Source organism: Planctomyces sp. SH-PL14, from assembly GCF_001610835.1.
Taxonomy (GTDB): domain Bacteria; phylum Planctomycetota; class Planctomycetia; order Planctomycetales; family Planctomycetaceae; genus Planctomyces_A.
This window is the reverse complement of the sequence record NZ_CP011270.1, coordinates 4,930,261-4,955,133: the sequence shown is the minus strand read 5'-3', so window position 1 is coordinate 4,955,133 and position 24,873 is coordinate 4,930,261. Positions and strand designations below refer to the sequence as shown.

Sequence of the window (24,873 nt, the reverse complement as noted above, 5' to 3'; positions counted from 1 at the left end):
TCAACCAACTTTTCAAAGATCAGACCACCCGAAGATCGCCTCTCGGCGTAACTCCTTGTGGTGCTTCACCTTCCGGTGTCGCTCGCACGATTGGTTTCGTGCGGGTCGAGAAGTTTAAGGTTCGCGTTTCAGTTCGTCAAGCGTCTGAAAACTTTTTTCGAACCACTTTTTCGGTCAACCTGTTTCTCGCCAGTTCAACCGAAACCCATCTCCGCCAACAACTTCCAATCAACTCTCGCGAGTCACTTGGCCTTGTCGGCCGGCGGGTCGGGCAGTCTATCGATCGGCGACTTGGAGTCAACCTCTCGCGACCACTTTTTCTTTCGATTCAGTTTTCACCGAATCGTCCGAAACCCACTCGCATCAACAACTTCCAACCAGCTCTTTCGAGCCACTTGGCCGTGTCGGCCGGGCGGGTCGAGCAGTCTATCGGGCGACAACTTGGGGTCAATCGTCCGGGACCACTTTTTTGAACTTTTGCGGAAGGACTCTCGCGAGCTTCAACAACCGTTCATGGAGACGAAGGGGATCGAACCCTCAACCCCCGGCTTGCAAAGCCGGTGCTCTCCCAATTGAGCTACGTCCCCTGGGAGGAGTTGCCGGTCTCAGCCATCAGTCGCCAGCGATTCCCAGCTTGCGCCGAGAACGGAAAACTGACGACCGAAAACCTTTCTCCAAATGGGCGTGCGTGGATTCGAACCACGGACCTCAGCTTTATCAGAGCTGCGCTCTAACCAACTGAGCTACACGCCCTAAATGCGTTTCGCCCCAGTCATGAGGCGAGTGGGCGATCTTATCGGCACCCGGCCCGCGCGGACAAGCGTTGAAGTCAAAAAATTGGCGGGGCGACGACAGAAGGGAGGCGCGAGGCCCACCTTGTGGCCGCAAGGCAGTGAACAGCCGAACAATCTCCTCTGAGACACGCGGCTCCGGCGGCAGGTTCAGCGGGGTGCCCAGGGGAAGCGGGAGGGGGCCTCGGTGGCCTCCTCCGCAGCGGCGGCGCGAGCCGGAGCGGGGCGCGGCTGATCGTCCGCCGTCTCGGGCCCGGCCTCGGTCTTCGGAGCGGAGTCGGCGGCAGGGCCCTCGGGCGGGGTGCTGCCCGACGGGGCGACGGCCGGGGAGGGGGGACCGGGGAAGGGCCGTGGGGCCTGCGAGTCGCCTGCGGGGAGGAGCTGCGGCGCTTCGGCGACCTTTTCCAGCTCCTTGGGTGCGGTCCCGGAGGCCGCCCCCTTGGCATCAGCCGATTTCGAATCGGACAGCTTGTCGCCCGGGGCCTTGGGATCGGGGGCCTTCACCTCGGCGGCGGCCTGCTGGATGGCGGGAGTGGCGGTCTTGGCCTCTTCGGGGGGCTTCACCTTGTGCCCCTCCTTGAAGACCACGGAGCGATCGAAACTCGCGTCGATCCGCTGCTTCTTCGGGCCCTTGCCGAACGGCGAGAAGCTGGTCCCCGCGAACTGGACGCCGTTCTCCACGGTCGTTTTCTGGAACGGTCCCGCGCCGAAGAGCCAGGAGTCCTTAGAGGTGGAGCGGGCCAGCGAGGTCCCGGACTGCCAGATCCGCTCCCGCGTGTCGCGGGCGTACGCGTAACAGGCGATCTTGGCGGCGGCGGTCTGATCGACCCGGCGGGCCAGGGAGACTTCCGGGATGACGATCGGCACCTGCGTGGCGGCCGTCGCGGCGCTTGCGGCCAGGTTGTTGGCGGCCGAAGCCGGGAGACCGTAGGTCAGGTCGTGGCGGTCCGCCCCCAGGATCCCGACCCGGGCCTCCATGACGATGTCGGCGTTCTCCAGCTTGTCCGCCAGCAGAACCCCCGAGGCAAGCAGGTGCTGCCGCAGGGCGCTCGCCACATAGATCTGATTCACAACCCCGACGCCGATGATGACGCCCGGGGGCTGCTGCAGGAACTTGTCGTCGAAGAACACCTTCTGCCCGGAGAGCGGGGAGAAGTCGAGATGCGACACCGCGTGATCGACGGCGTCCGAGGCGAGCATCTGGTCCGTGGCGATCCGGGCCTGGGTCGTTCCGCATCCCGACAGTGCCGCCAGCGCGCACGCGAGGAGCGCGCACGCTGGGTGCAGCGAGGAGAACGATCGGGACCGACACCGCCACATACTGACAAGGACTCCGTTCCGGGACCGCGGGTCACCGGAAACGGTATGTCGTCAGGCCGAACACTCCCACCCGGATCGGCGGACCGGCTTCCGAATTGGCAAATTTTGCAGAACACCCGCCGGGCTCTGAACTTTGCCTGAAGTCCTGGAAACCGGACGCCCTCCCGATCCGCATCCGGCTTCCCCTGCCCTGCTTCTCCTGCCCGGCCAGCCACGGCGCGAGCCGGCGATCCGCTCAGGCCGCCTGAGCCACGAAGCCCGGCTCCGCGGAGAGCATTTCCGTGACCAGGTTGCCGTAGTCCTGGGCTCCCGACGAACCGGGGGCGTATTCAAAGATGGACTGGGCAAAGCTGGGAGCTTCGGCAAGCTTGATATTCCGGCGAATCCGGGTGCCGAAGACCTTGGCTCCCGCCCACGGGGCCTGCGGATCGGAATTGCGGAGGAACCGCAGCAGGTCGTCCGTGACGTCGGTCGCCAGGCGGGTGCCGGTCTCGAACAGGCAGAGCAGGATCCCGCTGACCTTGAGATTCCTGTTGAGTCGCCGGGCGACGAGGGCGGTCGTTTCGAGGAGCTTCGACAGCCCCTGGAGGGCGAAGAAGTGCGGCTGGAGCGGAATAAAGACTTCCGTGGCGGCGGTCAGGGCGTTGATCGTCAGGACGCCGAGCGACGGAGGGCAGTCGAGGATCACGTAATCGAACTGCTCGCTCGCCTTGGCCTCTTCGAGAGCTTTGCGGAGGACGAACTCGCGGCCGGGAGCGTCGACGAGCTCCAGCTCGGTCGCCGCCAGGTCGAGATCGGCGGGGGCGATCCAGAGGTTGCTCGAGATCATCTGCCGGACGTCGTTGAACGCCTTGGCCCCGGCGAAGATCTGGTAGATGGAATCCTTCCCGGTCGCTTCCAGGCCGAGATGGATCGACGAGTGGGCCTGGGGATCGAGGTCGATCAGACAGACGCGGCGGCCAGCGCGGGCCAGTCCCGCGGCGATGTTGACGCTGGAGGTGGTCTTGCCGACTCCACCCTTCTGATTCATGACCGCGATCACGCGCATACCAGCCTCCCTGCCCACACGCCAACTTTGATGAATTCCTTCGCCCTTGCGGCTTCCTGCCTCAAGTGCCCACCATAGATCGACATTTTTCCGGCATTCTTGAGAGTTTCTCCGCCGCCGGCCCTACGACGAGATTGCGTGGTTAAACCCCCACCGGGAAAGCACTTCGGCCCATGCCCCCGTCCGCACAACAGGAAATCTCCGACCTGCGGGAGCAGATCAACCGTCACAACCGGCTTTACTATGTCGAGGCGAAGCCGGAGATCGGCGATCTGGAGTTCGACCGGCTTCTGAAGCGACTCGAGGAGCTCGAAGCGGCCCATCCCGAGTTCGACGATCCCGACAGTCCGACCCGCAAGGTGGGGGGAGCCCCGATCGAGGGGTTCCGGACCGTCCCGCATCGCCTGCCGATGCTCTCGATCGACAATATGTATGACGAGGAGGAGCTGGACGAGTTCGACGCCCGCGTCCGCAAGGTCCTGGGGACCGCCGAGGAGGTCGAGTACGCGGTCGAATACAAGATCGACGGGGTCGCGCTCTCGCTGATCTATGAGCACGGCCGGCTGGTCCAGGCGTTGACGCGGGGGGACGGGCGGCAGGGGGACGACATCACCCACAACGCCCGGACGATCGGGGGGGTCCCGCTGAAACTGGCCGGACCGCACCCGCCGGCGGTGCTGGAGGTCCGCGGGGAGGCGTATATCGCCAACACGGACTTCGCCCATCTCCGGGCCGACCAGGAGCGGCGGGGGGTGGAGCTCTACGCGAACTCCCGCAATACGACCGCCGGGGCCCTGAAGCTCCTCGACCCCAAGCTCTGCGCCGCCCGCAAGGTCCGGTTCCTGGCCCACGGGCTGGGCTACTCCGAAGGGGTCGACTACCAGACCCACCTCGAGTTCCTGGCGGGGCTCAACATCTTCGGGATCCCGGCGACGCCGGCGGTCGAGGCCCGCACCGGGATGGCGGCGACCCGCGAGCTGTGCCACAAGCGGATGGAGGAACTGCCGGGGCTCGACTTCGAGGTCGACGGCCTCGTCATCAAGGTCAACAACTACGCTCTGCGGGAGCGGCTCGGAAACACCTCGAAGGCCCCCCGCTGGGTCTGCGCCTACAAATGGGAGAAGTACGAGGCGACGACGCAGGTCCTCTCGATCGACATCCAGGTCGGCAAGACCGGAACGCTCACGCCGGTGGCCAACCTGAAGGGGGTCCTGATCGCCGGGACGACCGTGACCCGGGCCAGCCTGCACAATAAGGACGAGCTCGAACGGCTCGGAATCCGCGTCGGCGACTGGGTCGTCGTGGAAAAGGCGGGGAAGATCATCCCGCACGTCGTGCGGGTCGAAGAGCACCTCCGCACCGGGGAGGAGAAAGAGTTCCCGTTTCCGGAGAGCTGCCCGGAGTGCGGCGCGCCGGTCGCCCGGGACGAAGGCGGGGTCTACATCCGCTGCCAGAACCCGAACTGCCCCGCGCAGCTCAAGGAGGGGATCCGGTTCTTCGCCTCCCGGCAGGCAATGGACATCGAGGGGCTGGGGATCAAGCTCGTCGAACAGCTTGTCGACAAAGGCTTTCTGTCCAACTTCGGCGACATCTACCGTCTCTCGGCCCGCCGGGAGGACCTGCTGCAGCTCGAGCGGATGGGGGAGAAGTCGGTCGACAACCTGCTGGCAGGGATCGAGGCCTCGAAGACGCGGCCGCTGTTCCGGCTGCTGACGGCGCTCAACATCCGGCATATCGGGATCACGACCGCCCGGGCCCTGGCGGACTACTTCGGCTCCCTCGACCTCATCGCCGCGCAGTCGGCGGAGCAGCTTGCGACGGTCGACGAGATCGGGCCGGTGATCGCCAAGTCACTCGAGACGTTCTTCCAGTCGGACTTCGGCCGGCGGATCGTCGACGACCTCCGCAGCGTCGGTCTCGACTTCGGCCAGCCGATCGACCGTTCCGCCGAGACAGCCGCGGACGAGGCGGCGCTGCCGCTCTCCGGGAAGACGATCGTCGTCACCGGGACGCTGGTGCACTTCAAGCGGGATGAGATCAAGGAGCTGATCCACCGTCTGGGGGGGAAGGCGTCCGGGAGCGTCTCCAAGAAGACGACGTTCGTCGTCGCCGGGGAGGAGGCGGGGAGCAAGCTGGACAAGGCCCGCGAACTGGGGGTCCAGATCCTCACCGAAGCGGAGTTCGTCGAGCTCGTCGGGCCGCAGCCTTCGTGACCGGAGCGGGGCGGCGCGTCGTCCGCTGCCTCCCCCGACCTTGCCGCGCTTTCCAAAGCGCCCTCATCGCTCCGCGCCGCAACTTCTGCTGAGCGAGCAAACAATCTTTCAGATCGATTGTTGACGATTCGTTTTTTTTGGATGTAATCAACGATACCTATTCAGGTCACATCCCCCTCCGGTTCTCTCCGGATTCTTCGGTCATATCTCCGTTCGCGTGTCTCCCTGTCTACAGGAGTATTCGCATGCGCCGCTTGCGCTCGGGTCATTCACGTCCTGCTTTTACGTTGATTGAGCTTCTGGTCGTCATCGCGATCATCGCGGTGCTTGTTGCGATCCTGCTCCCTGCCGTTCAACAGGCACGCGAGGCCGCACGGGCCTCTCAGTGCCGGAACAACATGAAGCAGCTGGGGGTCGCCATGCACGGCTACCACGAAACGTTTGGAACGTTTCCGGCCGACGCCATCTGGGTCAATCAGCCCGGTCCCAACGCCCAGCCCCGTCACTACTCGTGGCTGGTGTCGATCCTGCCGCAACTGGACCAGGCGGCGGTGTACAACAAACTGGACCTGAGCGCGCCGCTGCTGAACCAGCAGGTCGCTCCCAACCTGACCGCCCAGGCGGTCAAGCTCCAGACCGCCATGTGCCCGTCCGACCCGGGCTTCGACTCGCTTCCGCACGGCATCGCCTGGACGAGCTACGGCGCGTCCCAGGGATACGACTGGTGGTCCCGCGAAGACGAACACGGCGGAGTCTTCACCCTGGGCAAGTTCACCTCGATCAACAAGATCAAGGATGGGACCTCGAACACGATCATGATCGGCGAGACGTGCTCCTCCGGCTACACCGGCTCGGACCAGGGGGGTGGAGGACGGCTCCGCGTCGGGGGTGATCGCGTTTTCCGCAGCGCCCTGCTGGCCACGCACACGCATCCCGTGACGATGAATGCGATCGGCGTCGACAAGAACCCGGACGGCACCACCGCGGTCGAACCGCCGTTCTGGTGGCGGGCCGCTCCGTACGCCTGGGCTCCCAGCTACATGTCGTTCCTGGGGATGAACTCCGAGTGGTACGCCGCGGGAAGCGACCACGAAGGGGGCGCCCACTTCCTGTTCTCCGACGGCTCGGTCAAGTTCCTGAGCGAGTCGATCCAGTCGATTCCCTACGGCCATCAGTACAGCGGCCCGGCCCCGCAGTCCAATGTGTGGAATGCCCTCCACACCATGAACGGCGGACGGGGCGAGATCAAGCCGGTCGTCGACTGAGGTCATCTCAGGAATTGCAGTCTGCGGTCCGCCTTCGGCGGATCGATGTCCGCGTTCAGCGGATCGAAAATGGCTCTGCGCACCGAGGTTGGATTGTGAAAAGCATTGTCAGGCCGTTCCCCTGCCACTGGATGTTGATCGCGCTGGCCGCGGCCCTTGCGGGATGCGGCAAGAGTGGCCCTGACCGGCCGCCGGTCGTGCCGGCGAAGGGACAGATCACGATCGACGGCAAGCCCGCCACGACCGGCCGGCTGACGTTGACTCCGGTGAAGCCCGACCCGAAGCAGCCGGGGGCGATCGGCCGGGTGCAGTCGGATGGGACGTTTCAGCTCTCCACGTTCGGCGAAGGCGATGGAGCCGCCGAAGGGGAGTTCGACGCGACTCTCCGGCCGGACGCGACGACGATGGGCGCCGTTCCCGCGGTCAAACCGGTGCGGCTCACGATCCGCAAGGATGGCGCGGGGAAAGTCGGCGACCTGAGCGTCGCCTTCGAGTCGGCGAAGAAGGCGGCTCCCGGCGGCTCGGCCGCGGTCCTGGCGCCCGCCGGAACCGCATCGGCCCGCCCTCCGGGACGCTGAGAACGGAACGGGTGGGACAACGGGGCGGGACAAAGAGGGTGACGACGCTCCAGGCGCTCGGGGTGGCGGCTCACCCTTTGAGCCCCGCCCCTCGTCCCCCGCCCCACCCCCGGCTCGCCGCGTCCCCTTTCGTCCTCTCGCTCCCCTGGGCCCGCCGGGATTCGCTCTTGTCCCGGATTGGCGGATTCGCTTAGAACGGGGCGGCAGAAACGGCCGCATCGCCGCGTTCGAAAGGAATCGACGCCATGAAACGGATTTCCCCGGAGCACTCTTCCATTGCCAACGGTCGCCTCTCGACCGGACTCCTGCTGGGACTGGCGCTCGCCTCCGGATGCGGTAACGGAACACCGACGGGGACCGTCGCCGAAGGACAGTCGAGCGCTGACGAAGTTCAGACCGCGGCGCTGACCGAGCTGGCCGCTCCGCCGGCGCTGCAGCCGATCGACTCCGGCAAGCCGGACTCGGGGATCGTCCTGACCGCCGGCGAGAAGAAGAAGGTCGACCCCGGCGACGACGAGGGGGTCGACGTCTTTGCCACCGATGACGACGAGAAGGACCTGAAGGTCGCTCCCGGGAGCCCCGAGGCCCTGCTCCGCGAGATGGCGCGGCTCAAGTCCGCCCCGGTCGATGTCGTCAAGGAGCCGGTCCCGGGCAAGCCCGGCCAGTTCCAGGAACGCAAGCTCACCGAACAGCAGAGCGTCGCGGAAGTCAGCCGCCGCTGCCACCTCATCATCGACAAGGCGATGCAGGTCATCGTGGCGACCACCAAGGACGCCTCGAAGGAAACCCTGTTCAACAACGCCGTCCACTACCTGTGCGACGCCCGGATGTCGCTGGCTCTCGCCGGAGAGAAGGAACAGGCGGACCTCCTGAGCCGCGACGCCGTCTCGCTCCATCGCCGCAAGGCAGACTCCTTTGCCGCCTCCGAGGCGGGCTACAAGGTCGTCCTCCTCTCGCAGACGCTGGCCGAACAGCAGGGCAAGCAGGATCCGAACACCGTCATCGCCTGCGCCCGGCAGGCGCGGCTCTTCGCCGAGAACTTCCCGTCGCAGACGAACCGCGGCGCGATCGCGCTCATGACCGCCGGACGCCTGTGCGAGTTCTTCAACCAGCCGGCCGAAGGGAAGATCTGCTACGAGCTGGTCGAATCGAAGTATCCCAAAACACCATTCGCCGACGAGGTCGCCGGCATCCTGCGGCGGATCCGCCTCCCCGGCCAGACACTGACGGAGTTCGGCGGGCCGACGCTCGACGGCGGGTTCTTCAATCTTTCGGACTACCGCGGACGGCCGCTCCTGATCGTCTTCTGGTCGAAGGACTCGGGGACCTTCAACCAGCACCTGCCCCAGCTCCTGGCGATGGAGAAGAAGTACGGCCAGCAGGGGTTCTCGGTGGTCGGGATCAACATGGACCGCGACGAGCTCGGTCTCGAAGAGTACATGGGGAAGAACGGCATCGCCTGGCGGCAGATTTTCCACTCCTCGCCGAACCAGCGCGGGACGCGGAATCCCGTGGCGGCCCACTACGGCGTGACGAACGTCCCGACCTACTGGCTGATCGACGGAAACGCCCGGGTCCTTGCCGCTCCGCTGCCGATCGAGCAACTTGAGTCCGGAATCCAGTATGCTCTGAAGGCCCGATAGGCCTTCCGACTGATGAATTCCGAACCAACGCCCGAACCGACTACCCCCGCTCCCGTGCCCCCCGCCCCCTCGGCTCCCGAGGGGGCCGTGCGGATTCCGCCGTCAGCGGGGCCGGCCCTGGACCGCGTCGCTGCGACGACGCCGGCTTCCGCCTCTCCGGGACCGGCTCCGACGGTCCGACGTGTGCCGATCCCGCGACCGGCGATCGACCGCGGAGTCCGGGTGACCCGTCTCATCATCCTGACCTGCCTGGGGATCTGGGTGTGGGTCAACTCGGGGGATTCGAAGCCCGAGCTGATCCCCCAGCTGAGGCCGTATGGCGTCCGCATCGCCGACGAGATCTGGAGCGGAGCCTACTGGGCGCTCTGGCCGGCGGCCTTTGTCCACGTCGACTTCTGGCACGTGGTCCTGAACATGATGGCCACCTGGACCCTCGGCAGCACGATGGAGCGGACCGTCGGCCCGTGGAAATTCCTGCTGTTCTGTCTCGCCTCCGCGCCGATCACCACGGGGATTCAACTGGCGGCGAGCGGATCGACGGGGATCGGCTTCTCGGGTGTCGTCTTCGCGATCTTCGGCTTTCTCTGGGCCGGCGTCGCGCGGTATCCGGAATTCCGGCGCGTCATCCATCGGGCCAATCTGGTGATGCTGCTCGGTTGGCTGGGCGTGTGCTTTATCGTCACGTGGCTGGACCTGCTGCCGATCGCCAACGCTGCGCATGTCGCGGGTCTCCTGTGGGGGCTGGCGACGGGACTGGCTTTCACGGCCCGCCAGCCGGTCCCCAGGGCGGTGGGAGCCGTGGGAGGCCTGGCGATGGCGGCCGCGGTCGTGGTCTCGCTCTTCTGGGCGCCGTGGCTTGAGATCTGGCTCGGCTACAAGGCGGAACAGGCGGCGCGGGGTCACGACTATGAGGCGGCCCTGCAATATGTCGACACGGTCCTTGAGCGAGATCCGGAGTCGAAGTGGGCAGGTCGATACCGCAAGCGGCTGTTGTGGCTGCAGCGGCGGGACTCGGAGGTGGAAACGCTCTGAGGTGGAGGGAAGTCTGAAGACCGGGGTCCAGGGGGCACCCCTGGTGGGGAGTGCAGAGGGGCAACGCCCCTTTGCCCGCCGGAGGCCTGGCCGTCGAGAACTGTCTGAAGCGCGCCGTGTCCAGACGCGGACACCGTGTCGTATGCCCCCCCACCAACCCGCGGGGCTCCCAAGGCGAGCGTTGAGTTCTCAACGCTGGTATCACAAAGCGGACACCCGTGGCGTACCACGGTTCCTCATGGAAGCGCCTCCGGCGGCAAGGGGCCTGTGTTGTTTCTTTGGCCCCTTGCCCCCCGGCTGCCGTCGCACGTTGGGTTTGAGCAAACAGCGTCGTGCCGGCAAGGACGCGACATGGGCCATCGGGATCTTCACCCGACAAGAACACCCGCGAGGCAGCCGCTGAGACACGAGGCCATCGCGCCCGCGGCCATCGACCGCAGCGAGAGCTCGGAGACGTCCTTCCGCCGCTCGGGACACATCGCGCTCAGGCCGCCGATCTGGACGCCGATCGAGGCGAAGTTCGCAAACCCGCACAGCGCATAGCTGGCGATGATCGCTGTCCGCGGGGAGATCTGGCCCACGACACCCTGCATGTCCCGGTAGGCCAGGAACTCATTGAGGGCGGTTTTCTTGCCGAGCAGGTTCGCCAGCACGGTCGTGTCGCTGCCGGTCGCCCCCATCGCCCAGGCAAGCGGGCGGAACGGGATGCCGAGGATCTGGTCCAGGGACAAACCGGTGAGCTGCAGACCGGCATTCAGCATGGCGACGAGGGCCGTGAAGGCGAGCAGCATGGCGGCGATGTTGGCGGTCAGCTTGAGTCCGTCCGAAGCGCCGGCGGCAACCGCCTCGAAGACGTTGATCGTCTGCTTCTCGATCGGCACGTGCAGCGTTCCCCGCGTCACGGGCTCGCCGTCCTCCGGGTACATCAGCTTGGCGAAGACGAGGGCTGCCGGGGCGTTCATGACCGAGGCGGTCAGCATGTGGCCGGCGATCCCCGGGACATCCTTGAGCAGCGCGATGTAGACCATCATCACGCCGCCGGCGATCGTCCCGTATCCCGCGGCCATGATGGCGACAAGCTCCGAACGGGTCATGGTGGCGAGGTACGGCTTCACCAGCAGCGGCGCTTCGGTCTGGCCGACGAAGATATCGGCCGAGCAGCTGAGGGACTCGGCCCCGCTGGTCCCCATCGTGCGGACCATCGTCCAGGCGAAGACCTTGACGATGAGCTGCATGATCCCGAGGTGGTAGAGCAGCGACGTCAGAGCGGAGAAGAAGATCACCGTCGGCAGCGTGCGGAAGGCGAGGTTCTCGAGCGTCGCCGAGACCTGGCCGTCGACATGCGAGGCGAGCAGGAGCGTCGTCCCCGAGTCCGCGAAGGCGAGGAGCTGCCGGGCCAGTTCGTCCGCGCGGGAGAAGAGCCACTTCCCCTGCTCGGTCTTGAGCGTGACGAGGGCAAAGCCGAACTGCAGGACAAGCCCCCACACGACCGGCCGCCAGTCGATCTTGCGGCGGTTGTTCGAGACCGCCAGCCCCACGAGAAGCAGCGCGACGAAGCCGATCAGGCCGTGGTAGCGGCCGAAGTCCACAGTTTCGAAACCAGACATCAGGGAGCGGTTCCTTGGCCCGAAAGCGGATCAGGTTCCGTGACCGGGCGGACGGACTTCAGCCCTTCGATGGTCAGGGTTGTCGAGGCGGACAAGGTGATCTGGTAGACGCTTCCGTTGGGGCGGATCGGGTAGCGACCGTAGCGATCGACGACGTACTGGGCAAACCTGCGGGCCGGGCCGGGAAGGATCCGGAAGTCGTGCTGCACGACGAGCATGGCGGGGTCCTGCCATCCCGCTTCATACGGGCGGTAGGGGATGTCCGGATGGCTCGACGGGTTGTAGGTTTCCGAGCTCTGCGGCGGCCCCGAGGAGCGGTCCTGGAGCGTGAGGTAAACGCGGGTGTTGGCGGCGCTGTAGGTGAGCTTGTTGGCGAGCCGCGCGGGAATGGCGCCGTTGGTGGCCGCCGCGGGATCGAAGCGGGGGTAAAAGGTCTGGAGCGCGGCAAGGTGCTGTGTGAGCGGGAACGAGGATGTCGTGGCGGTCCGCGAGGCGCGGGAGGGGGCGATGGGGGCGCAGGCCAGGACGGCCGCGGTCCAGATCTTCTCCCGCTTGCGGTCCGAGGAGGCCGCGATCGTGTTGCCGTCGAGGAGGATTGGCTGGCGGACGTCGATGTCCTGGGGGAACTCGTTCGGCCCCAGGCCGACAAAGGTGCCGGGGACGCTGGCGGGGATCCAGACCTGCGCGGCCCGCGAGGCGGCGAAGGCGGCGTAGTGGACCACCATCATGCCGATCATGATCTGTCCGATCTGGACCATGAACATGACAAAGAAGATGAAGAGCGGCACGGTGAGGACGAAGCTGACGCTCTGCACGCCGCCCGACTCGTTGCCGACGATGTAGGCGAGGCGGCGGACGCTCAGTTCGCGACGGCGGATGTACAGAAGAGCCAGGAGGGCGAAGGCGCCGGCGAGGAGGGCCAGGAGGCCCGGTGCTGCTCGGAGGATCCAGTGCGCCGTCATACCGCGTCTGCGAGAGCCTGTTGGGTCAGAGGTGCGAGCCAGCTTCTCCGCATGATGCGATCTCCAGCAATCGAAGGCAACCAGCCGGTGTGCCGTCAGCGCTCCCCGGATCTCTTTGCCGCCTGCATCCGCGAACCGTGAGCCAGCGCCCGTGTGCTATGATGTCCGGTCGCGGGCCAGCCGGATCGCGGCCAGGTCGGCAGGAAGGGGGAGAACGGCGGTGGCGGAATCGCAGCAGGTCTTCTGTCCGAACTGCGCGGCGCTCGTCGTCGCCGACGACATCAACATTGCCGCCCTCGTGGGGAAGTGCGCCGGGTGCAACCACATCTTCCGCCTTCCGCTGGCGGACGTTCCCGCCGTCGGCCGCGGGGGGACTTTGGCGCTCGAAGAGGGACCTCCGTCGCGACCCAGCGGGATCGTGCATGAGCCCGGGTTCGACGGCGAACTGAACCTTCGGATGCGGTGGTTCACTCCGGGCCTGATCTTTCTGCTGTTCTTCTGCATCGCCTGGGACGGCTTCCTGGTGTTCTGGTATTCGATGGCCCTGGTCGGAGACCCGCCGAAGGCGGAACAGTTCTGGCTGATGGTCCTGTTCCCGATCTGCCATGTGGCGGTCGGAGTTGGGCTGACGTACTTCACGCTCGCCGGGTTCCTCAACCAGACGCGGCTGCGAATCGACCGCGACGAGCTCGACGTCCGGCACGGCCCGGTTCCGTGGTGGGGCAACCGACGGGTGGCGGTGTTGGAGATCCAGGGGATCGAGATCGATGCGACGTCGAAGGAGAACGGGCAGCAGCAGTTCAGCCTGAGCCTCCACCATACCGACGGACGGCAGCTCGTCCTGCTCTCGTCGATCGCGATCCGGCAGGCGGAGTACATCGGCTACGTCCTGGCTGAGCATCTCGAGGTCCCGCTCCACCGGAATGACGTCGGGAGTGCGTCGGGAGTGCCGCAGTTCGTCCAGCGGATCGCCGGAGCGCTCGGACGCCGGAAGAATCTTCGATCATGAGCGACGAGCTCCGGACGGTCAACACGGTTCCCCTTTGAGCCCGCGCCCTTATGATCGCCGGTGAAGGCGCTCTCCTCACCCTCGTCCGCTCATTCGAGAATTGCGCGATGACGTTGCTCGGACCGGCCCTTCGTGGGATGAACCTCCGCTTCCAGTTCGGACGACCGTCGAGCAGGTTAGTTGCCGCGATCTGCGCCGCCCTCGTGCCATCTCCCGCGACCGCCGAGCCGCGAGCGCTCGCGCCCGCCTCCACGCCGGCCGACAACCCCCTCAAAGGCCTTGTCCCCTATGCCCGACCGACGCCAGGACGATTCCCGCACAGCATGGAGTTCAGCTACCTCCCGCTGAGCGATCTCATGACCGGACCGGAGACGTTTGACTGGCAGCCGCTGGAACGCCTGCTGGACGACGTCGCCTCGCGCGGCAACCAGCTCATCTTTCGAGTCTTTCTCGAGTACCCGGATAAACAGGAAGGGATCCCCCCGTTCCTCGTCCGACAGGGACTCAAGGTCCACGCCTACCAGAACACCAACACCGCTCCTTTCCCCCCGGCCGAGGTCCGCACACCCGACTACGCCGATCCCCGGCTGCGGGCCGCGCTGCGGACCTACATCGCGGCATTGGGAGCCCGCTACGACGGCGATCCGCGGATCGCCTACATCACCGCCGGGCTGCTCGGGACGTGGGGAGAGTGGCACACCTACCCGCGCGGGGATCTGTGGGCCGCCAAGGAGGTGCAGGACGAGGTCCTGACCGCCTACGCCAAAGCGTTCCGGCAGACCCCGGTGCTGCTCCGCTATCCCGCCGGCCCGGGGAACGGCGAGCAGACGGCCAACGCCGACCGGCCGTTCGGATACCACGACGACTCCTTTGCCTGGGCGACGCTGGAGACCGGACGGAAACAGGACGACTGGTTCTATCTGGCGGCCCTTCGGCAGGCGGGACCGGCCGCGGTGGCGAAGTGGAAGACGCAGCCCATCGGCGGCGAGATCCGGCCGGAACTGTGGGGAAAGATCTTCGACGCCCGGCCCGGGATCCCGGAAGCACAGGACTTCGCCGAATGCGTCCGCCAGACCCACGCGACGTGGCTGATGGACACGGGGATGTTTCAGGAGACGCCAAGCCCTGACCGGTTCCGCCGCGCCGCAACGCAGGTGCAGGCGATGGGGTACGACTTCCACGTCATCCGGGCAGAGATCGCGCGGACCGGCGGCGAACTGTCGGTGACGGCGGACGTGGTCAACCGAGGGGTCGCGCCGTTCTACCGGGAGTGGACGCTGGAGCTGGGGCTGCTGGACGGGCAAGGGGCGGTCGTGAGTTCGGAGCCGGTCGACTGGTCGCTGACCCGGCTGCTCCCGGAGGCGCCACCGCGGAAGTGGTCGGCGCGGATCGGCGGTGCCGCCGCGGCGCGGCATGTCGCGCTGCGGGTGATCAATCCCCTGAAAGGAGGCAAGGTGTTTCACTTCGCGAACGAAGACCAGAATCGCCATGCGCCGGGATGGCTGACGCTGGGGCCGGTTCCGACCGGCCAATGAGCGGAGCCGCTCGTCCCGCCCCCACCGAGTCCGGCAGGAATTCTTTGGTGACGATGACGGCCGACGGTTAGCATGTTCATCGTCAGGGGGTTGCTCATCCTCAATCATGGAGACGGTCGTGTCGCGTTCCGGGTCCCGCGTCGCGGTGATGGCGTTGTGCGTGGCGTGCTTGCTGGCGGCGGCGAACGCTCCGTCCGAGTCGCCGCCGAAACCGAACCCCGCGGCGATCGTCGCCGGCGAGACGCTACGGGTGTCGGCAATTCGCGGCGTGGGACTCGGCGGACCGGGAGACAGGAAGGTTGACGACGCCCTCTGGCGGATCGTGACGATCCGCAACCAGCGATTTTCGCTGGCGACGTTCGCGGAGGCGCTGGAAGCGGTGCTCCAGGTTCCGGTGGTGATCGACCGGCTCTCCTTTGAAGAAGCGGGGCGGGACCTGACTGCGGAGTTTTCCGTCGACGTCTCCGAGACCACGGTCCATGAACTGCTCTCTTCCCTGGACGAAATCGAGGCGGGCTACAACATCCGGCACGGGCGGCTGGTGCTGCAGTATCGCTTTGAGGCGCTGGAAGCGCGGACTCTCCGGGTCTACAACGTCGCCAGCCTGAGCACGACGGTTCAGGAGAAGATCCGGGAGCTGGTCGTCGCCCATTGTTACGGGCCGTGGGACGCCGATGAGCCCGGGACAGGAACGATTCAGCAGCTGGGCACGAATCTCCTGGTCCGAACGAACCTTGCGGCGCAGGCGGAAGTGGAGACGTTCCTCAACCTGCTGGCGGCGAACGTCCCCGGCCCCGCGAAGTAGGAGAGGCCTCCGCCGCTGGCTGACGGTGTGGAGTGGGAAGTTCGATGCAGCTGACCGACTACCTCCTCGATCAGAATGATCTCGACTGGCAGACGGCATTTGGTCGGTGGAGTTGGCTGGTCCCCAGCGAGTTCACGCTGTGGATCGTTTCACGCTTCGCGGACTGCTTTCTCGTTCTCCCGGACAACAGCGTCCACATGCTGGAAGTCGCCGGTGGAACGTTGACGCGCCTCGCCGACAGCCGGGACGACTTCGCCTCCCGGATCGACAAGGGAAACAATGCCAACGAGTGGCTGTCGATTCCGCTCGTCGACAAGCTGGTCGCCTCTGGGGTTCATCTACAGCCCTTCCAATGTTACGGCTTCAAACAGCCGCCCGTCCTGGGCGGAAGATATACTCTCGACAACATCAGCCCGATTCCCCTAGTCGAGTACCTCTGCGCCTCCGGACACATCCATGAGCAACTGAAGGACCTGCCGGATGGGACCTCCGTCCGACTTGAGACCTCGCCGTAGGATGCAAACTGTTTATCGTGGCTGGAGGATGGGATGCTGGGTTTCGAGGACTTAGGCCGGCCTACGGCAGTGATCGGACAACGCTTTCCGCGGGAGACGACCGTGCGATTGATCCTTCTGTTTTGCCTCCTGGCCTGGACGCCCGCCGGCGCGGAGGAGTGGCGGGAGCTGTTCAACGGCCGGGACCTGTCGGGTTGGAAGGCTGACTACGACCCAGAGTCGTTCAAGGTTGTCGACGGGACGCTCCGCATCCAGGCGGCCGGCGAGAAATCGGCGCACCTGTTCTTCGTAGGGAGCGGGCCTGACGAGTTCGTGCGATTCAAGAACTTCGAGCTGCAGGCGGTCGTGCGGGCCGAGCCCAACTCGAACGGGGGGATCTTCGTGCATGCCGATCACGAGCTGCGGGACGCGGCCCGGCATCTGGCGAAGGGCTACGAGATTCAGCTCAACAGCACCGAGAAGGAGAAGCGGAAGACCGGGAGCCTGTATGCGATCGTCGACCTGGCGGAGTCACCCGTTAAGGAGACCGACTGGTTCCGGGTCAACGTGACCGTCCGGGACAAGCGGATCGTGATCCAGCTCGATGGCCAACAGGTCGTCGACTACACGGAGCCGGTCAACGTGGAACGGCCACCGACCCGCGCGGGCCGGCGCTTCTCCGCAGACGGAGGCGCCATCGCTCTCCAGGCGCACGACCGGGGAAGCGTATGGTACTTCAAGGAGATCCGCGTCAAGCCGCTCCCCTGATGACCACAAGAGTCTCCACCATTCCTCTGCGAGATCGGACTGGGGCCGTGGCGATCTTTCTAAGAGCCTATCCGAGAACCGTCTCGTGAATTGGCCCGCTCTGTGCATTTCGAGAAGTGTCTGCTCTCGAAAGGTGCATGGAGGTGTGCCCGTGGCTGCCAGCGACGCGTCAAAGTTTCACCAGATCTCCGATTCGCTCTGGGAACGGATCGAGCCCGCGCTCCCGGTTTACAAACCGAATTGTCGAGGGGACGTCCACGTCTGCCTCTACGCCGTGTTGTGACAGGCATCCTGTACGTGCTGCGGACGGGTTGCCAATGGAAGGCAATGCCCCAGGAGTTCGGCTCCGGCAGCGCCATTCACGCCTACTTCCAGGAGTGGGTCAGGCGCGGCCTGTTCCGCAAACTGTGGCGGGCCGCGCTTGAGGAATACGATGATCTGAAAGGGATCGACTGGGAGTGGCAGAGTCTGGATGGGGCCATGACCAAAGCGCCGCTCGGGGGGGAAAAAGACGGGGAAGAACCCCACAGATCGCGGGAAACTGGGGGTCAAACGCTCGGTGCTGACTGATGGCCGGGGTGTGCCGGTGGGAGTGGCCGTGGCCGGCGCCAACGTGCACGATCAGAAGTTGGTGGTCGAGACGTTCCAAAGGCTTCCCGTTCGCCGTCCCCCGGGACGACGTCGTCGTCAGCATCTGTGCGCGGACAAGGGCTATGACGCGCAGACAATCCGCCAGACGGCGGCCCGTCGAGGATACGTCGTCCATATCCCTCGGAAGGGGACCGAGCCTCCGCGTCCTGTGCGGCGACGAGGCCGGGCGCGACGGTGGGTGGTGGAACGGCTGCACTCGTGGACGAACCGCGCCCGACGCCTGCTGACCCGCTGGGAAAAGACCGCCGCCAACTATCTCGCACTTCTCCACCTGCAGTTCGCCATCACCGCTTGGAGGACTGCGGGGGTTCTCGGATAGGCTCTTAGCTCCACCCTTCGTCTTCGAGAAACGGTCAGCTCAAGATCAACGCCTCAGACCCTCGCCGCATGCGGAGCCGCGGATGAACATCAAGCTGAGACTGTGAGAACAAAACGAGAAGAACACTTAACACCGGACGCGGCCGCCACCTGAGTTGAAGGATGGCCCCTCGACTATTACAGTTTCAAGCTGAAGGTTTGGGCAGTCAGCTTTCCCAGAGGGCCATCTGATGTCTTTTCGCATTCTATCAATTGACGGCGGAGGAATTCGCGGGATCATTCCAGCAGCGCTTTTACAGCAACTGGAAGCCGATCTCGGAGACCGCCGACTTTGCGATGTCTTCGACATCATTGCTGGAACATCGACGGGATCCATTATTGCCGCGGGACTGGCGATCGGGAAGCGAGCCTCTGAGCTCTTGCAACTCTATGAAGGACAGTCCGACAATGCCTTGGCCGACGAGAGCCATGTTTTCAAGAAGTGGGCTGGCTCGTCATGGAACTGGTTCCCTTATTCGGAGTATCGAGACCCGCTCTACACCGCTTCCGGAATAAGAAGCCTTTTAAACACAAGGCTTGGCAATGCCACTATGCAAAGCGTGAAGACAAGGCTGTTGATTACGGCCATTGACGGACAGGCACGCACCCCCCGAGTTTTCGACAGCTTGGAACCAACGCATCAGCCATTGCTGCTTCGCGATATCTGCACAGCCTCTTCTGCAGCGCCGGTATATTTTCCTGGCTATCAGATGAGATTCGAAGACAATGAGCGAGTCTTCTTCGACGGTGGAATGGCCGCCAACAATCCTTCGACGTTGGCTGTCGGGCGGGCGATCAAGGCGGGCGAACTTCCGCAGGACATGACATTGGTTTCGATGGGGACCGGCTCCTCTGGCAAGGGCTTTCCACTCGGCGGATGCATAGACAGAGGCGGCTTCTTTTGGATGCGGCATCTCATCAACTGGATGTTTGACATGAGCAGCCATCACGCGGAAGATCTTGTCCGCTGCTGGTTGCCGTTGGACCAGTACTATCGCTGGCAAATTCCATTGACACTGGCGAACGACAAGCTTGACGACTGCTCGAAAACAAACCTCGACAATCTCAAGTTGGACGCCAGCAACTATCGAGGACAGGACCTCCCTCGCTGGAACAGAATGGTCGACTGCTTGAAGACGGCGAAGAATAAAGCATTCACACTCGATGGCGTATGGGACTCTGAGTTTACTGCCGTCGACATGGATGGCAGCGAAGAGACTTACAATGATAAAGTCCAGATCACCTCTTCGGGGAACGCTTACAAAGGCGTCACAACCGACCAGACAGCCGAAATCACGTACACATTTGAGGGAGAGCTAAAGTATCCGATTCTCACCGGGAAGTGGCGTAGCAGCAAGCGTCCGTTTGACGGAGTGTTTCAATTCCGCATCATGGCGGACGACGTGCTTCGACTGGAAGGACGATGGATCGGCTCGGCCAATGTGGACCTGAATTATGGGAGGTGGGTCTTAACAAAGCCGTTCGGCACCTGACTTCGCCGGCCGCAGTGACACGGCGTCATGAATCAGTTCATCCGCCGGCAGTGCTGCCCAGGCGTGCATTCCAACCTCGGCTTGATGGGCATGCTTGTCGAGCCGCGCGCCACACGAATCATCCTGGCCCATCCCGGCGAGCTCCGGATCATCGCTCTGCTTACCCGGAAGTTCGACCACCTCGATGCGAGGTCCTGGCCGAAATGCTCGCCGGATGCCACTGCGGGTGCTTTGACCCGCAGTGCCGAGTTCGAGTTGGATGCCCAATCACTGCTGGCCCAAAGCTGGCAGCAGTGACACCCGCTCGAACACCGCGCCCGCCGGCACGGTAACCATAGCTCAATCCCACTACTCCACGGCCGCCCGGTCCAGCGGGTCGCTGACGGCCACCGGGCCCAGGGGCCTCGCCGCTGGCTACTTGCGCTTGCCCAGCGGAACGTAGTCGCGGACGTCGCTGCCGGTGTAGATCTGGCGGGGGCGGGCGATCTTCTGTTCGCTGTCCTGCAGCATCTCGGACCACTGGGCGAGCCAGCCGGCCGCACGCGGGATGGCGAACAGCACCGGGAAGATCGACATCGGGAGGCCCATCGCTTCGTAGATGAGGCCGGAGTAGAAGTCGACGTTCGGGTAGAGCTTCCGCTTGACGAAGTACTCTTCGTTGAGAGCGATCTTTTCGAGCTCGATCGCGATGTCGAGAAGCGGGTTGCGGCCCGTGACGGCGAAGACTTCGTCCGCCGTCCGCTTGATGATCTTGGCCCGCGGGTCGTAGTTCTTGTAGATCCGGTGGCCGAAGCCCATCAGCTTCCGCTTGCCCGCCTTCACCTCTTCGATGAAGCCCGGCACGTTCTTGACGTGGCCGATCTCCTGAAGCATGTTCAGGACTGCCTCGTTGGCGCCGCCGTGGAGCGGGCCGTAGAGGGCCGCCGCGGCGCCGGCGAGGGCGCTGTAGGGGTCCGCTTCCGAGGAGCCGATCGCCCGCATGGCGTTCGTGCTGCAGTTCTGCTCGTGGTCGGCGTGGAGGATGAACAGGATGTCGAGGGCCCGGGCGAGCACCTGGTGCGGCTCGTACGGGTTGTCGGTCATCTTGAACATCATCGCCAGGAAGTTGGCGGTGTAGCCCAGGCGGTTGTGCGGGTAGTTGTACGGGCGGCCCTGGCAGTGCCGGTACGAGAAGGCGGCGATCGTGGGGGCCTTGGCGATCAGCCGGTGGATCTGCTTCATCCGGCATTCGGGATCGCGGACGTTCTTGGCGTCCGGATAGAACGTCGACATCGCCGCGACGGTGCTGATGAACATCCCCATGGGATGTGCGTCGTAGCGGAAGCCCTCCATGAGCTGCTTGACGTTCTCGTGCACCACGGTGTGCTGCGAGATCGAGGTTTCCCACTCCTGGAGCTGGGACTCGTTGGGGAGGTCGCCGTGCAGGAGGAGGTAGGCAACCTCAAGGTAGGTGCTGTGCTCGGCGAGCTGTTCGATCGGGTAGCCGCGGTAGCGGAGGATCCCCTTGTCGCCGTCGATGTCGGTGATGGCGGAGCGGGTCGACGCGGTGTTGAGGAACGCCGGGTCGTAGGCCATCAGCCCGAAGTCGTCCGCACCGGTCTTGATCTGCTTCAGATCGGTGGAGCGGATCGTGCCGTCGACGATCGGAATCTCGTAGGTCTTGCCGGTCCGGTTGTCTTGAATCGTCAGCGTGTCGGGCATGGGGTGTCCGTAAGAAATCGGCGCGTGCAACCGGGTCGATGGTAGCCGGGCGACCGCGTTTCAGCCACTTCATCGGCGAGGATTCGCGGGGACCGCCAATCAATGGGGTCGACTCGACAAAATCCAACGAATTTCCGAGGAAATCCTGACCAAATCGAGAGGTTGGCGGCCCCCTCCGGATGCCCGGCGGATCAGCCGGCTTCTCCCGGCGACGGCGACGACTCCGGCATCACGAGCAGCAGCTCCGCCTCGCCGGTGCGGGCCGAGATCCAGCACTCCTCGAGACCGGCCGGGAGGAGCCGCAACTGGATCCCCGGCACCTCCTCCTCGAAGCCGTTTCCCCGCAGGCGGAGTTCGCCGCGGATCGTGCAGAGGACGCGCATCGGGCCGGGAGGGAGGCGGAACGGTTTGGTGCCGACGGTCCAGTGTTCGACCTGGAACGGAGCGTCGAGGTAGCGGAAGAACCGCGGAGTCTGCTCCTGCTCCCGGAGGACGCCGGGCCAGTGCGTCATCACCGCTTTGGGAGCGGCCCAGCGGACGGAGGCCAGGGCCTTGGCGACATGGAGTTCCCGCGGGCGGCCGTCGGGGCCGAGGCGGTTCCAGTCGAAGAGGCGGTACGTGAGGTCCGAGGGGGTCTGGATTTCCCAGGCCGTGATCCCCTTGCAGGAGTGGACGACTCCGGGACGGATCAGGATGAAGTCCCCGACCGAGGGGCGGCTGCGGACGAAGAGTCGGTCGAGGGTTTCGTCCGGGACGGGAGGCGGGCCTGCGGCGTTGGCGGTGAGGGCCGCCAGGTCCTCCGCGGTCACGCCCGGCCGCGTCCCCAGGAGGAGTTCGGCGTCGGGCTCGGTGTGGAGGACGTACCAGGCTTCGGTCTTGCCGGGGGAGCCCTCGGCGTTCTGGCGGGCCTGGAGGTCGTCGGGATGGAGCTGGATCGACGTCCAGTCGCGGCAGTCGAGGAGTTTGATGAGGAGCGGGAAGTCCCCCGCGTCTTCGGTGGAGTCGCGTCCGGTGAGGGCGCTGCGCCAAAGTCGATCGAACCCTTGCCCTGCGAGCGCCGCCGGCATGGCGACGCGGCTGATGTGCATGGGGTGGGTGCTGAGTTCCCAGGACTCGCCGACGGGCTGGTTTGGGGGGAGGTTCCGGCCGAGGGTTTCCAGATGTCGGCTGCCCCAGACCTGCGGTCGCAGGTAGGGAACGAACGACATCGGGAGGGGGGGAACAACGGGCATGCGTTGGGCAAATGGGGGGCGTCGCCCGGGAGTGGGCGGCCATTCTTGAACGCTAGCTTCTTGGTGGGCGGTGGGACAGGTTTGATGCGTGGCGAATCTACGAATCCGCCGCGATTACCGAGAGAGGTGTTTTTGAACCGGGTCCAGGGGCACCCCTGGTGGGGGATGCAAGGGGGCAACGCCCTCTTGCCCGCCGGAGGCCTGGCCGTCGAGAGATGCCTGAAGGAGTTTGTGTCCAAACGCGGACAACGTGCCGTATGCCCCCTCACCAACCGGCGGGGATTGCAAAGCGCGTGGTGAGTCCTCAACGCCGGTACCACAAAGGGCACGTCCGTTGCTTACCACGGTTCCTCGTGAAAGCGCCTCCGGCGGCAAGGGGGTGAGACCCCCTTGACCCCGGCTGCCGTGGCACGTTGGATTTGAGCGAGCATCGCTGTGCTGGCAAGGACGCGGTTTGAGCAAACGTCACTACTGCTTGGGGAGCTCGACAATCCCCTTCCAGCCCGGCGGTGCGGAACGTCCATGCTGGGCAATACGCAGCGTCAGAAAGTCCTGCGCCTGATCCGCCGAAGGCATCGCGTGCAGACACCGGTACGCCTGGTCCCAACGGCCGGCAATAAAGTGCTCGACCCCCTGCTCGTACTGGGCCAGATGCTCGTCCGTCAGGTCCGGATAGTCCGCATGCGGAAGCAGCAACTCCGTCACCACCAGCGGCGTCTCCATCCCGTACGGCAGAACCCGGGCCAGCCGCCGCGTCCGCCCCTCCTCTTTCGAAAGCCGCGTCCGCGCAATCTCGGCGGTCGGCTCGTCCAGCAGGATCGGAACGCGGAGCTGCTTCGTCATCCCTTCCAGGCGGCTGGCCAGGTTCACGACGGGCCCGAAGACCGTCACGGTGACCCGATCGCTCGTCCCGATCTTCCCCGCGACGGCTCGGCCGTGGGCGATGCCGATCCCCATCTCGAAGTCGGCCAGCGGATGCTCCGGCGTCTGCTGGATCGCCGCGAACGCCTTGCGGATCGCCAGCGCCGCCCGACACGCATTGAGCGGCGCCTCGTCACTGGCAAAGGGCCAGCCCCAGAACCCCAGCGCCGCGTCGCCGAGGAAATCCCCCGTGACGCCGCCGTGCGCCAGGATCTCACCCGTCATGAGCTGCAGCGCCCGGCTCACTCGGTCGAGCAGGCCGTGCAGGTCCCCCGCCGATGACTCGGCCCGATGGCTGAAGCCGCGGAGGTCGCAGAACAGGACCGTCACGTCGCACTCGCGGGGATTGAGGATGTCGGTGTCGAACGTCCCTTCACCCGAACGCTCGATCGCCGCGAGGATCGGGGGCGAGAGAAACTGACGCAGGACCGAGAGCGTCCCTTCCATCCGGTTTTGCCGCTCGATCGAATTCAGGACGTCCGCCAGGAGCTCGGTGAATTTGACATCGGCCTGGAGGTGTGGAGCGCCCGACCGCGAGTCCTGGCCGGGGAGCGGGGCGAAGCGGCCCCCGACGTACAGCGCACACTGCTGGCCCCGGACTTCTCCGACCGGCGTGCAGTAGGCCCAGTCGAACTCCCCCGAGACCGTGTAGTCGTGGACCACGGCGTCGGAGCTGTCCCACAGATGAAGGATCGTCTGCGACTGCTCGACCGTTTCCGCGATGAGCCGCCGACTGGGACGGAAAGCGCCGGCGGTCTCGCGCCGCCGCTCCCAGCTGCGGAGCTGAACATGGCCGGACTTGTTCATCGAGACGATCGCGACCGCCTCCGCGTTGCGGACTCCGGTGAGGAGCAGGTTCACAAGCCGGGAGTCCCGCTCCGCCTCCGACCTCGCCCCCCAGATGATGTCCGGGAGCCGCGAGAGGACTTCGATCCGGCGGTCGGGGTCCTCGTACCGGACCTGTTCGAGCTGCTTGCGGGTGAAGACGACCTCTTCGACCGGCGAGTCCTTGGCGCTGCTCGACTCCGACTCGCCGCGGGAGACGGCAAACTGCGTCTCGCCGATGACAAATGCCTCGCCCCCCGAGAGCCGCCCTTCGGTGATCTCCTCGCCGCTGATGTAGACGGGGTTGCGGGCGTCGGGCTCGCGGACGAGGCGCACGGAGCCGTCCTCGACGTGCAGCGTCACATGGAGGCGGGAGAGCGACTGCTCCCACGGGACCGGGATCTGGGCGTCCCCCGTGCGGCCAATGGTGTACGCCTGCCCCCGAAGAAGCGGATGCCGCACGCGGAGCCTGGGCTCAGGACCGACGACGATCAGTTGCAGCACAAAGGTCTCCTGACGTCCCGCCGGGCGGCCTCGGCGTGGAGGAGCGGGGAGCCGGGGGGCCGGAACCGGGACACCTGGGGCCGCGCTCCGATGAGGAATCCGCGGCGCATCCGCCGCGG

19 protein-coding genes, 2 tRNA genes and 1 pseudogene are annotated in these 24,873 nt (G+C 65.4%); 13 read left to right on the top strand and 9 right to left on the bottom strand.

Annotation, left to right across the window (positions count from 1 at the left end; all coding sequences use genetic code 11):
- Nucleotides 1–514: 514 nt before the first annotated feature.
- From VT03_RS18900 to VT03_RS18885, 4 genes are all read right to left on the bottom strand, one after another.
- Nucleotides 515–587: transfer RNA gene (locus VT03_RS18900), tRNA-Ala, on the bottom strand.
- Between the two features lie 92 nt (nucleotides 588–679).
- Nucleotides 680–753, bottom strand: a tRNA-Ile gene (locus tag VT03_RS18895).
- A gap of 188 nt (nucleotides 754–941) precedes the next feature.
- A complete protein-coding gene (locus VT03_RS18890; protein ID WP_075094421.1) occupies nucleotides 942–2,111 on the bottom strand; it encodes a DUF6655 family protein in 1,170 nt (389 codons plus the stop codon).
- A gap of 235 nt (nucleotides 2,112–2,346) precedes the next feature.
- Entirely contained in the window at nucleotides 2,347–3,159 is an 813-nt protein-coding gene (locus tag VT03_RS18885; RefSeq protein WP_075094420.1) for a ParA family protein, read from the bottom strand.
- Nucleotides 3,160–3,332: 173 nt separating this feature from the next.
- On the opposite strand from VT03_RS18885, the gene ligA reads away from it, so the two are divergent.
- The 5 genes from ligA (at nucleotide 3,333) to VT03_RS18860 (ending at nucleotide 9,890) form a co-directional block, all read left to right on the top strand.
- A complete protein-coding gene (ligA, locus tag VT03_RS18880) occupies nucleotides 3,333–5,372 on the top strand; it encodes an NAD-dependent DNA ligase LigA (protein ID WP_075094419.1) in 2,040 nt (679 codons plus the stop codon).
- A 245-nt stretch (nucleotides 5,373–5,617) separates the two neighbouring features.
- On the top strand, nucleotides 5,618–6,637 hold the full coding sequence (locus tag VT03_RS18875; protein ID WP_075094418.1) for a DUF1559 domain-containing protein: 1,020 nt from the start codon (nucleotides 5,618–5,620) through the stop codon (nucleotides 6,635–6,637).
- A 95-nt stretch (nucleotides 6,638–6,732) separates the two neighbouring features.
- Nucleotides 6,733–7,215, top strand: coding sequence for a hypothetical protein (locus VT03_RS18870; RefSeq protein WP_156514606.1), 483 nt, complete (start codon nucleotides 6,733–6,735; stop codon nucleotides 7,213–7,215).
- Nucleotides 7,216–7,460: 245 nt separating this feature from the next.
- The gene (locus VT03_RS18865; RefSeq protein ID WP_075094416.1) at nucleotides 7,461–8,858 is read left to right on the top strand and encodes a TlpA family protein disulfide reductase; all 1,398 of its coding nucleotides are present in this window, start codon (nucleotides 7,461–7,463) and stop codon (nucleotides 8,856–8,858) included.
- Nucleotides 8,859–8,870: 12 nt separating this feature from the next.
- Nucleotides 8,871–9,890, top strand: coding sequence for a rhomboid family intramembrane serine protease (locus VT03_RS18860; RefSeq protein WP_082846346.1), 1,020 nt, complete (start codon nucleotides 8,871–8,873; stop codon nucleotides 9,888–9,890).
- Between the two features lie 368 nt (nucleotides 9,891–10,258).
- Here the strand turns inward: VT03_RS18860 and VT03_RS18855 are convergent, their stop codons facing one another.
- Together VT03_RS18855 and VT03_RS18850 are read right to left on the bottom strand one after the other, a co-directional pair.
- Nucleotides 10,259–11,497, bottom strand: coding sequence for a NupC/NupG family nucleoside CNT transporter (locus VT03_RS18855; protein WP_075094414.1), 1,239 nt, complete (start codon nucleotides 11,495–11,497; stop codon nucleotides 10,259–10,261).
- Complete coding sequence (locus tag VT03_RS18850; RefSeq protein ID WP_075094413.1) at nucleotides 11,497–12,459, bottom strand: TadE family protein; 963 nt, start codon at nucleotides 12,457–12,459, stop codon at nucleotides 11,497–11,499. Before VT03_RS18850 ends, VT03_RS18855 begins: the two co-directional genes overlap by 1 nt.
- A gap of 220 nt (nucleotides 12,460–12,679) precedes the next feature.
- Between VT03_RS18850 and VT03_RS18845 the strand changes: the two genes are divergently transcribed.
- The 8 genes and pseudogenes from VT03_RS18845 to VT03_RS33635 all read left to right on the top strand — a co-directional run bounded on the left by VT03_RS18845 (nucleotide 12,680) and on the right by VT03_RS33635 (nucleotide 19,868).
- The gene (locus tag VT03_RS18845; protein WP_075094412.1) at nucleotides 12,680–13,468 is read left to right on the top strand and encodes a hypothetical protein; all 789 of its coding nucleotides are present in this window, start codon (nucleotides 12,680–12,682) and stop codon (nucleotides 13,466–13,468) included.
- Between the two features lie 107 nt (nucleotides 13,469–13,575).
- The gene (locus VT03_RS18840; protein WP_156514605.1) at nucleotides 13,576–15,003 is read left to right on the top strand and encodes a DUF4832 domain-containing protein; all 1,428 of its coding nucleotides are present in this window, start codon (nucleotides 13,576–13,578) and stop codon (nucleotides 15,001–15,003) included.
- A gap of 118 nt (nucleotides 15,004–15,121) precedes the next feature.
- Entirely contained in the window at nucleotides 15,122–15,808 is a 687-nt protein-coding gene (locus VT03_RS18835; RefSeq protein ID WP_156514604.1) for a hypothetical protein, read from the top strand.
- Between the two features lie 44 nt (nucleotides 15,809–15,852).
- Nucleotides 15,853–16,323 carry a T6SS immunity protein Tdi1 domain-containing protein gene (locus tag VT03_RS18830; RefSeq protein ID WP_075094410.1) on the top strand — a complete coding sequence of 157 codons (471 nt, stop codon included), beginning with the start codon at nucleotides 15,853–15,855 and terminating at the stop codon, nucleotides 16,321–16,323.
- 102 nt (nucleotides 16,324–16,425) lie between these two features.
- Nucleotides 16,426–17,070 carry a DUF1080 domain-containing protein gene (locus VT03_RS18825; RefSeq protein WP_075097188.1) on the top strand — a complete coding sequence of 215 codons (645 nt, stop codon included), beginning with the start codon at nucleotides 16,426–16,428 and terminating at the stop codon, nucleotides 17,068–17,070.
- 151 nt (nucleotides 17,071–17,221) lie between these two features.
- Nucleotides 17,222–18,040: pseudogene (locus VT03_RS18820) on the top strand (IS5 family transposase).
- Between the two features lie 229 nt (nucleotides 18,041–18,269).
- Complete coding sequence (locus VT03_RS18815; RefSeq protein WP_075094409.1) at nucleotides 18,270–19,571, top strand: patatin-like phospholipase family protein; 1,302 nt, start codon at nucleotides 18,270–18,272, stop codon at nucleotides 19,569–19,571.
- A gap of 27 nt (nucleotides 19,572–19,598) precedes the next feature.
- Nucleotides 19,599–19,868, top strand: coding sequence for a hypothetical protein (locus VT03_RS33635; RefSeq protein ID WP_075094408.1), 270 nt, complete (start codon nucleotides 19,599–19,601; stop codon nucleotides 19,866–19,868).
- Between the two features lie 117 nt (nucleotides 19,869–19,985).
- Here the strand turns inward: VT03_RS33635 and VT03_RS18805 are convergent, their stop codons facing one another.
- The 3 genes from VT03_RS18805 to VT03_RS18795 form a co-directional block, all read right to left on the bottom strand.
- Nucleotides 19,986–21,272: a citrate synthase gene (locus VT03_RS18805; protein WP_075094407.1), complete on the bottom strand. Its 1,287-nt coding sequence runs from the start codon at nucleotides 21,270–21,272 to the stop codon at nucleotides 19,986–19,988.
- A gap of 191 nt (nucleotides 21,273–21,463) precedes the next feature.
- On the bottom strand, nucleotides 21,464–22,504 hold the full coding sequence (locus VT03_RS18800) for a type I phosphomannose isomerase catalytic subunit (protein WP_075094406.1): 1,041 nt from the start codon (nucleotides 22,502–22,504) through the stop codon (nucleotides 21,464–21,466).
- A gap of 468 nt (nucleotides 22,505–22,972) precedes the next feature.
- Nucleotides 22,973–24,754 (bottom strand): adenylate/guanylate cyclase domain-containing protein, encoded by a 1,782-nt coding sequence (locus VT03_RS18795; RefSeq protein ID WP_075094405.1) that lies wholly within the window; start codon nucleotides 24,752–24,754, stop codon nucleotides 22,973–22,975.
- Nucleotides 24,755–24,873: the final 119 nt, after the last annotated feature.

Excerpts from the sequence above, each read along its gene's own strand:
- VT03_RS18840 (WP_156514605.1), top strand. The coding sequence starts at position 13,576 with ATGACGTTGCTCGGACCGGCCCTTCGTGGGATGAACCTCCGCTTCCAG.
- VT03_RS18800 (WP_075094406.1), bottom strand. The coding sequence starts at position 22,504 with ATGCCCGTTGTTCCCCCCCTCCCGATGTCGTTCGTTCCCTACCTGCGA.
- VT03_RS18850 (WP_075094413.1), bottom strand. The coding sequence starts at position 12,459 with ATGACGGCGCACTGGATCCTCCGAGCAGCACCGGGCCTCCTGGCCCTC.
- VT03_RS18855 (WP_075094414.1), bottom strand. The coding sequence starts at position 11,497 with ATGTCTGGTTTCGAAACTGTGGACTTCGGCCGCTACCACGGCCTGATC.
- VT03_RS18865 (WP_075094416.1), top strand. The coding sequence starts at position 7,461 with ATGAAACGGATTTCCCCGGAGCACTCTTCCATTGCCAACGGTCGCCTC.
- VT03_RS18885 (WP_075094420.1), bottom strand. The coding sequence starts at position 3,159 with ATGCGCGTGATCGCGGTCATGAATCAGAAGGGTGGAGTCGGCAAGACC.
- VT03_RS18830 (WP_075094410.1), top strand. The coding sequence starts at position 15,853 with ATGCAGCTGACCGACTACCTCCTCGATCAGAATGATCTCGACTGGCAG.
- VT03_RS18890 (WP_075094421.1), bottom strand. The coding sequence starts at position 2,111 with ATGTGGCGGTGTCGGTCCCGATCGTTCTCCTCGCTGCACCCAGCGTGC.
- VT03_RS18860 (WP_082846346.1), top strand. The coding sequence starts at position 8,871 with ATGAATTCCGAACCAACGCCCGAACCGACTACCCCCGCTCCCGTGCCC.
- VT03_RS18815 (WP_075094409.1), top strand. The coding sequence starts at position 18,270 with ATGTCTTTTCGCATTCTATCAATTGACGGCGGAGGAATTCGCGGGATC.
- VT03_RS18875 (WP_075094418.1), top strand. The coding sequence starts at position 5,618 with ATGCGCCGCTTGCGCTCGGGTCATTCACGTCCTGCTTTTACGTTGATT.
- VT03_RS18805 (WP_075094407.1), bottom strand. The coding sequence starts at position 21,272 with ATGCCCGACACGCTGACGATTCAAGACAACCGGACCGGCAAGACCTAC.
- ligA (WP_075094419.1), top strand. The coding sequence starts at position 3,333 with ATGCCCCCGTCCGCACAACAGGAAATCTCCGACCTGCGGGAGCAGATC.
- VT03_RS33635 (WP_075094408.1), top strand. The coding sequence starts at position 19,599 with ATGAATCAGTTCATCCGCCGGCAGTGCTGCCCAGGCGTGCATTCCAAC.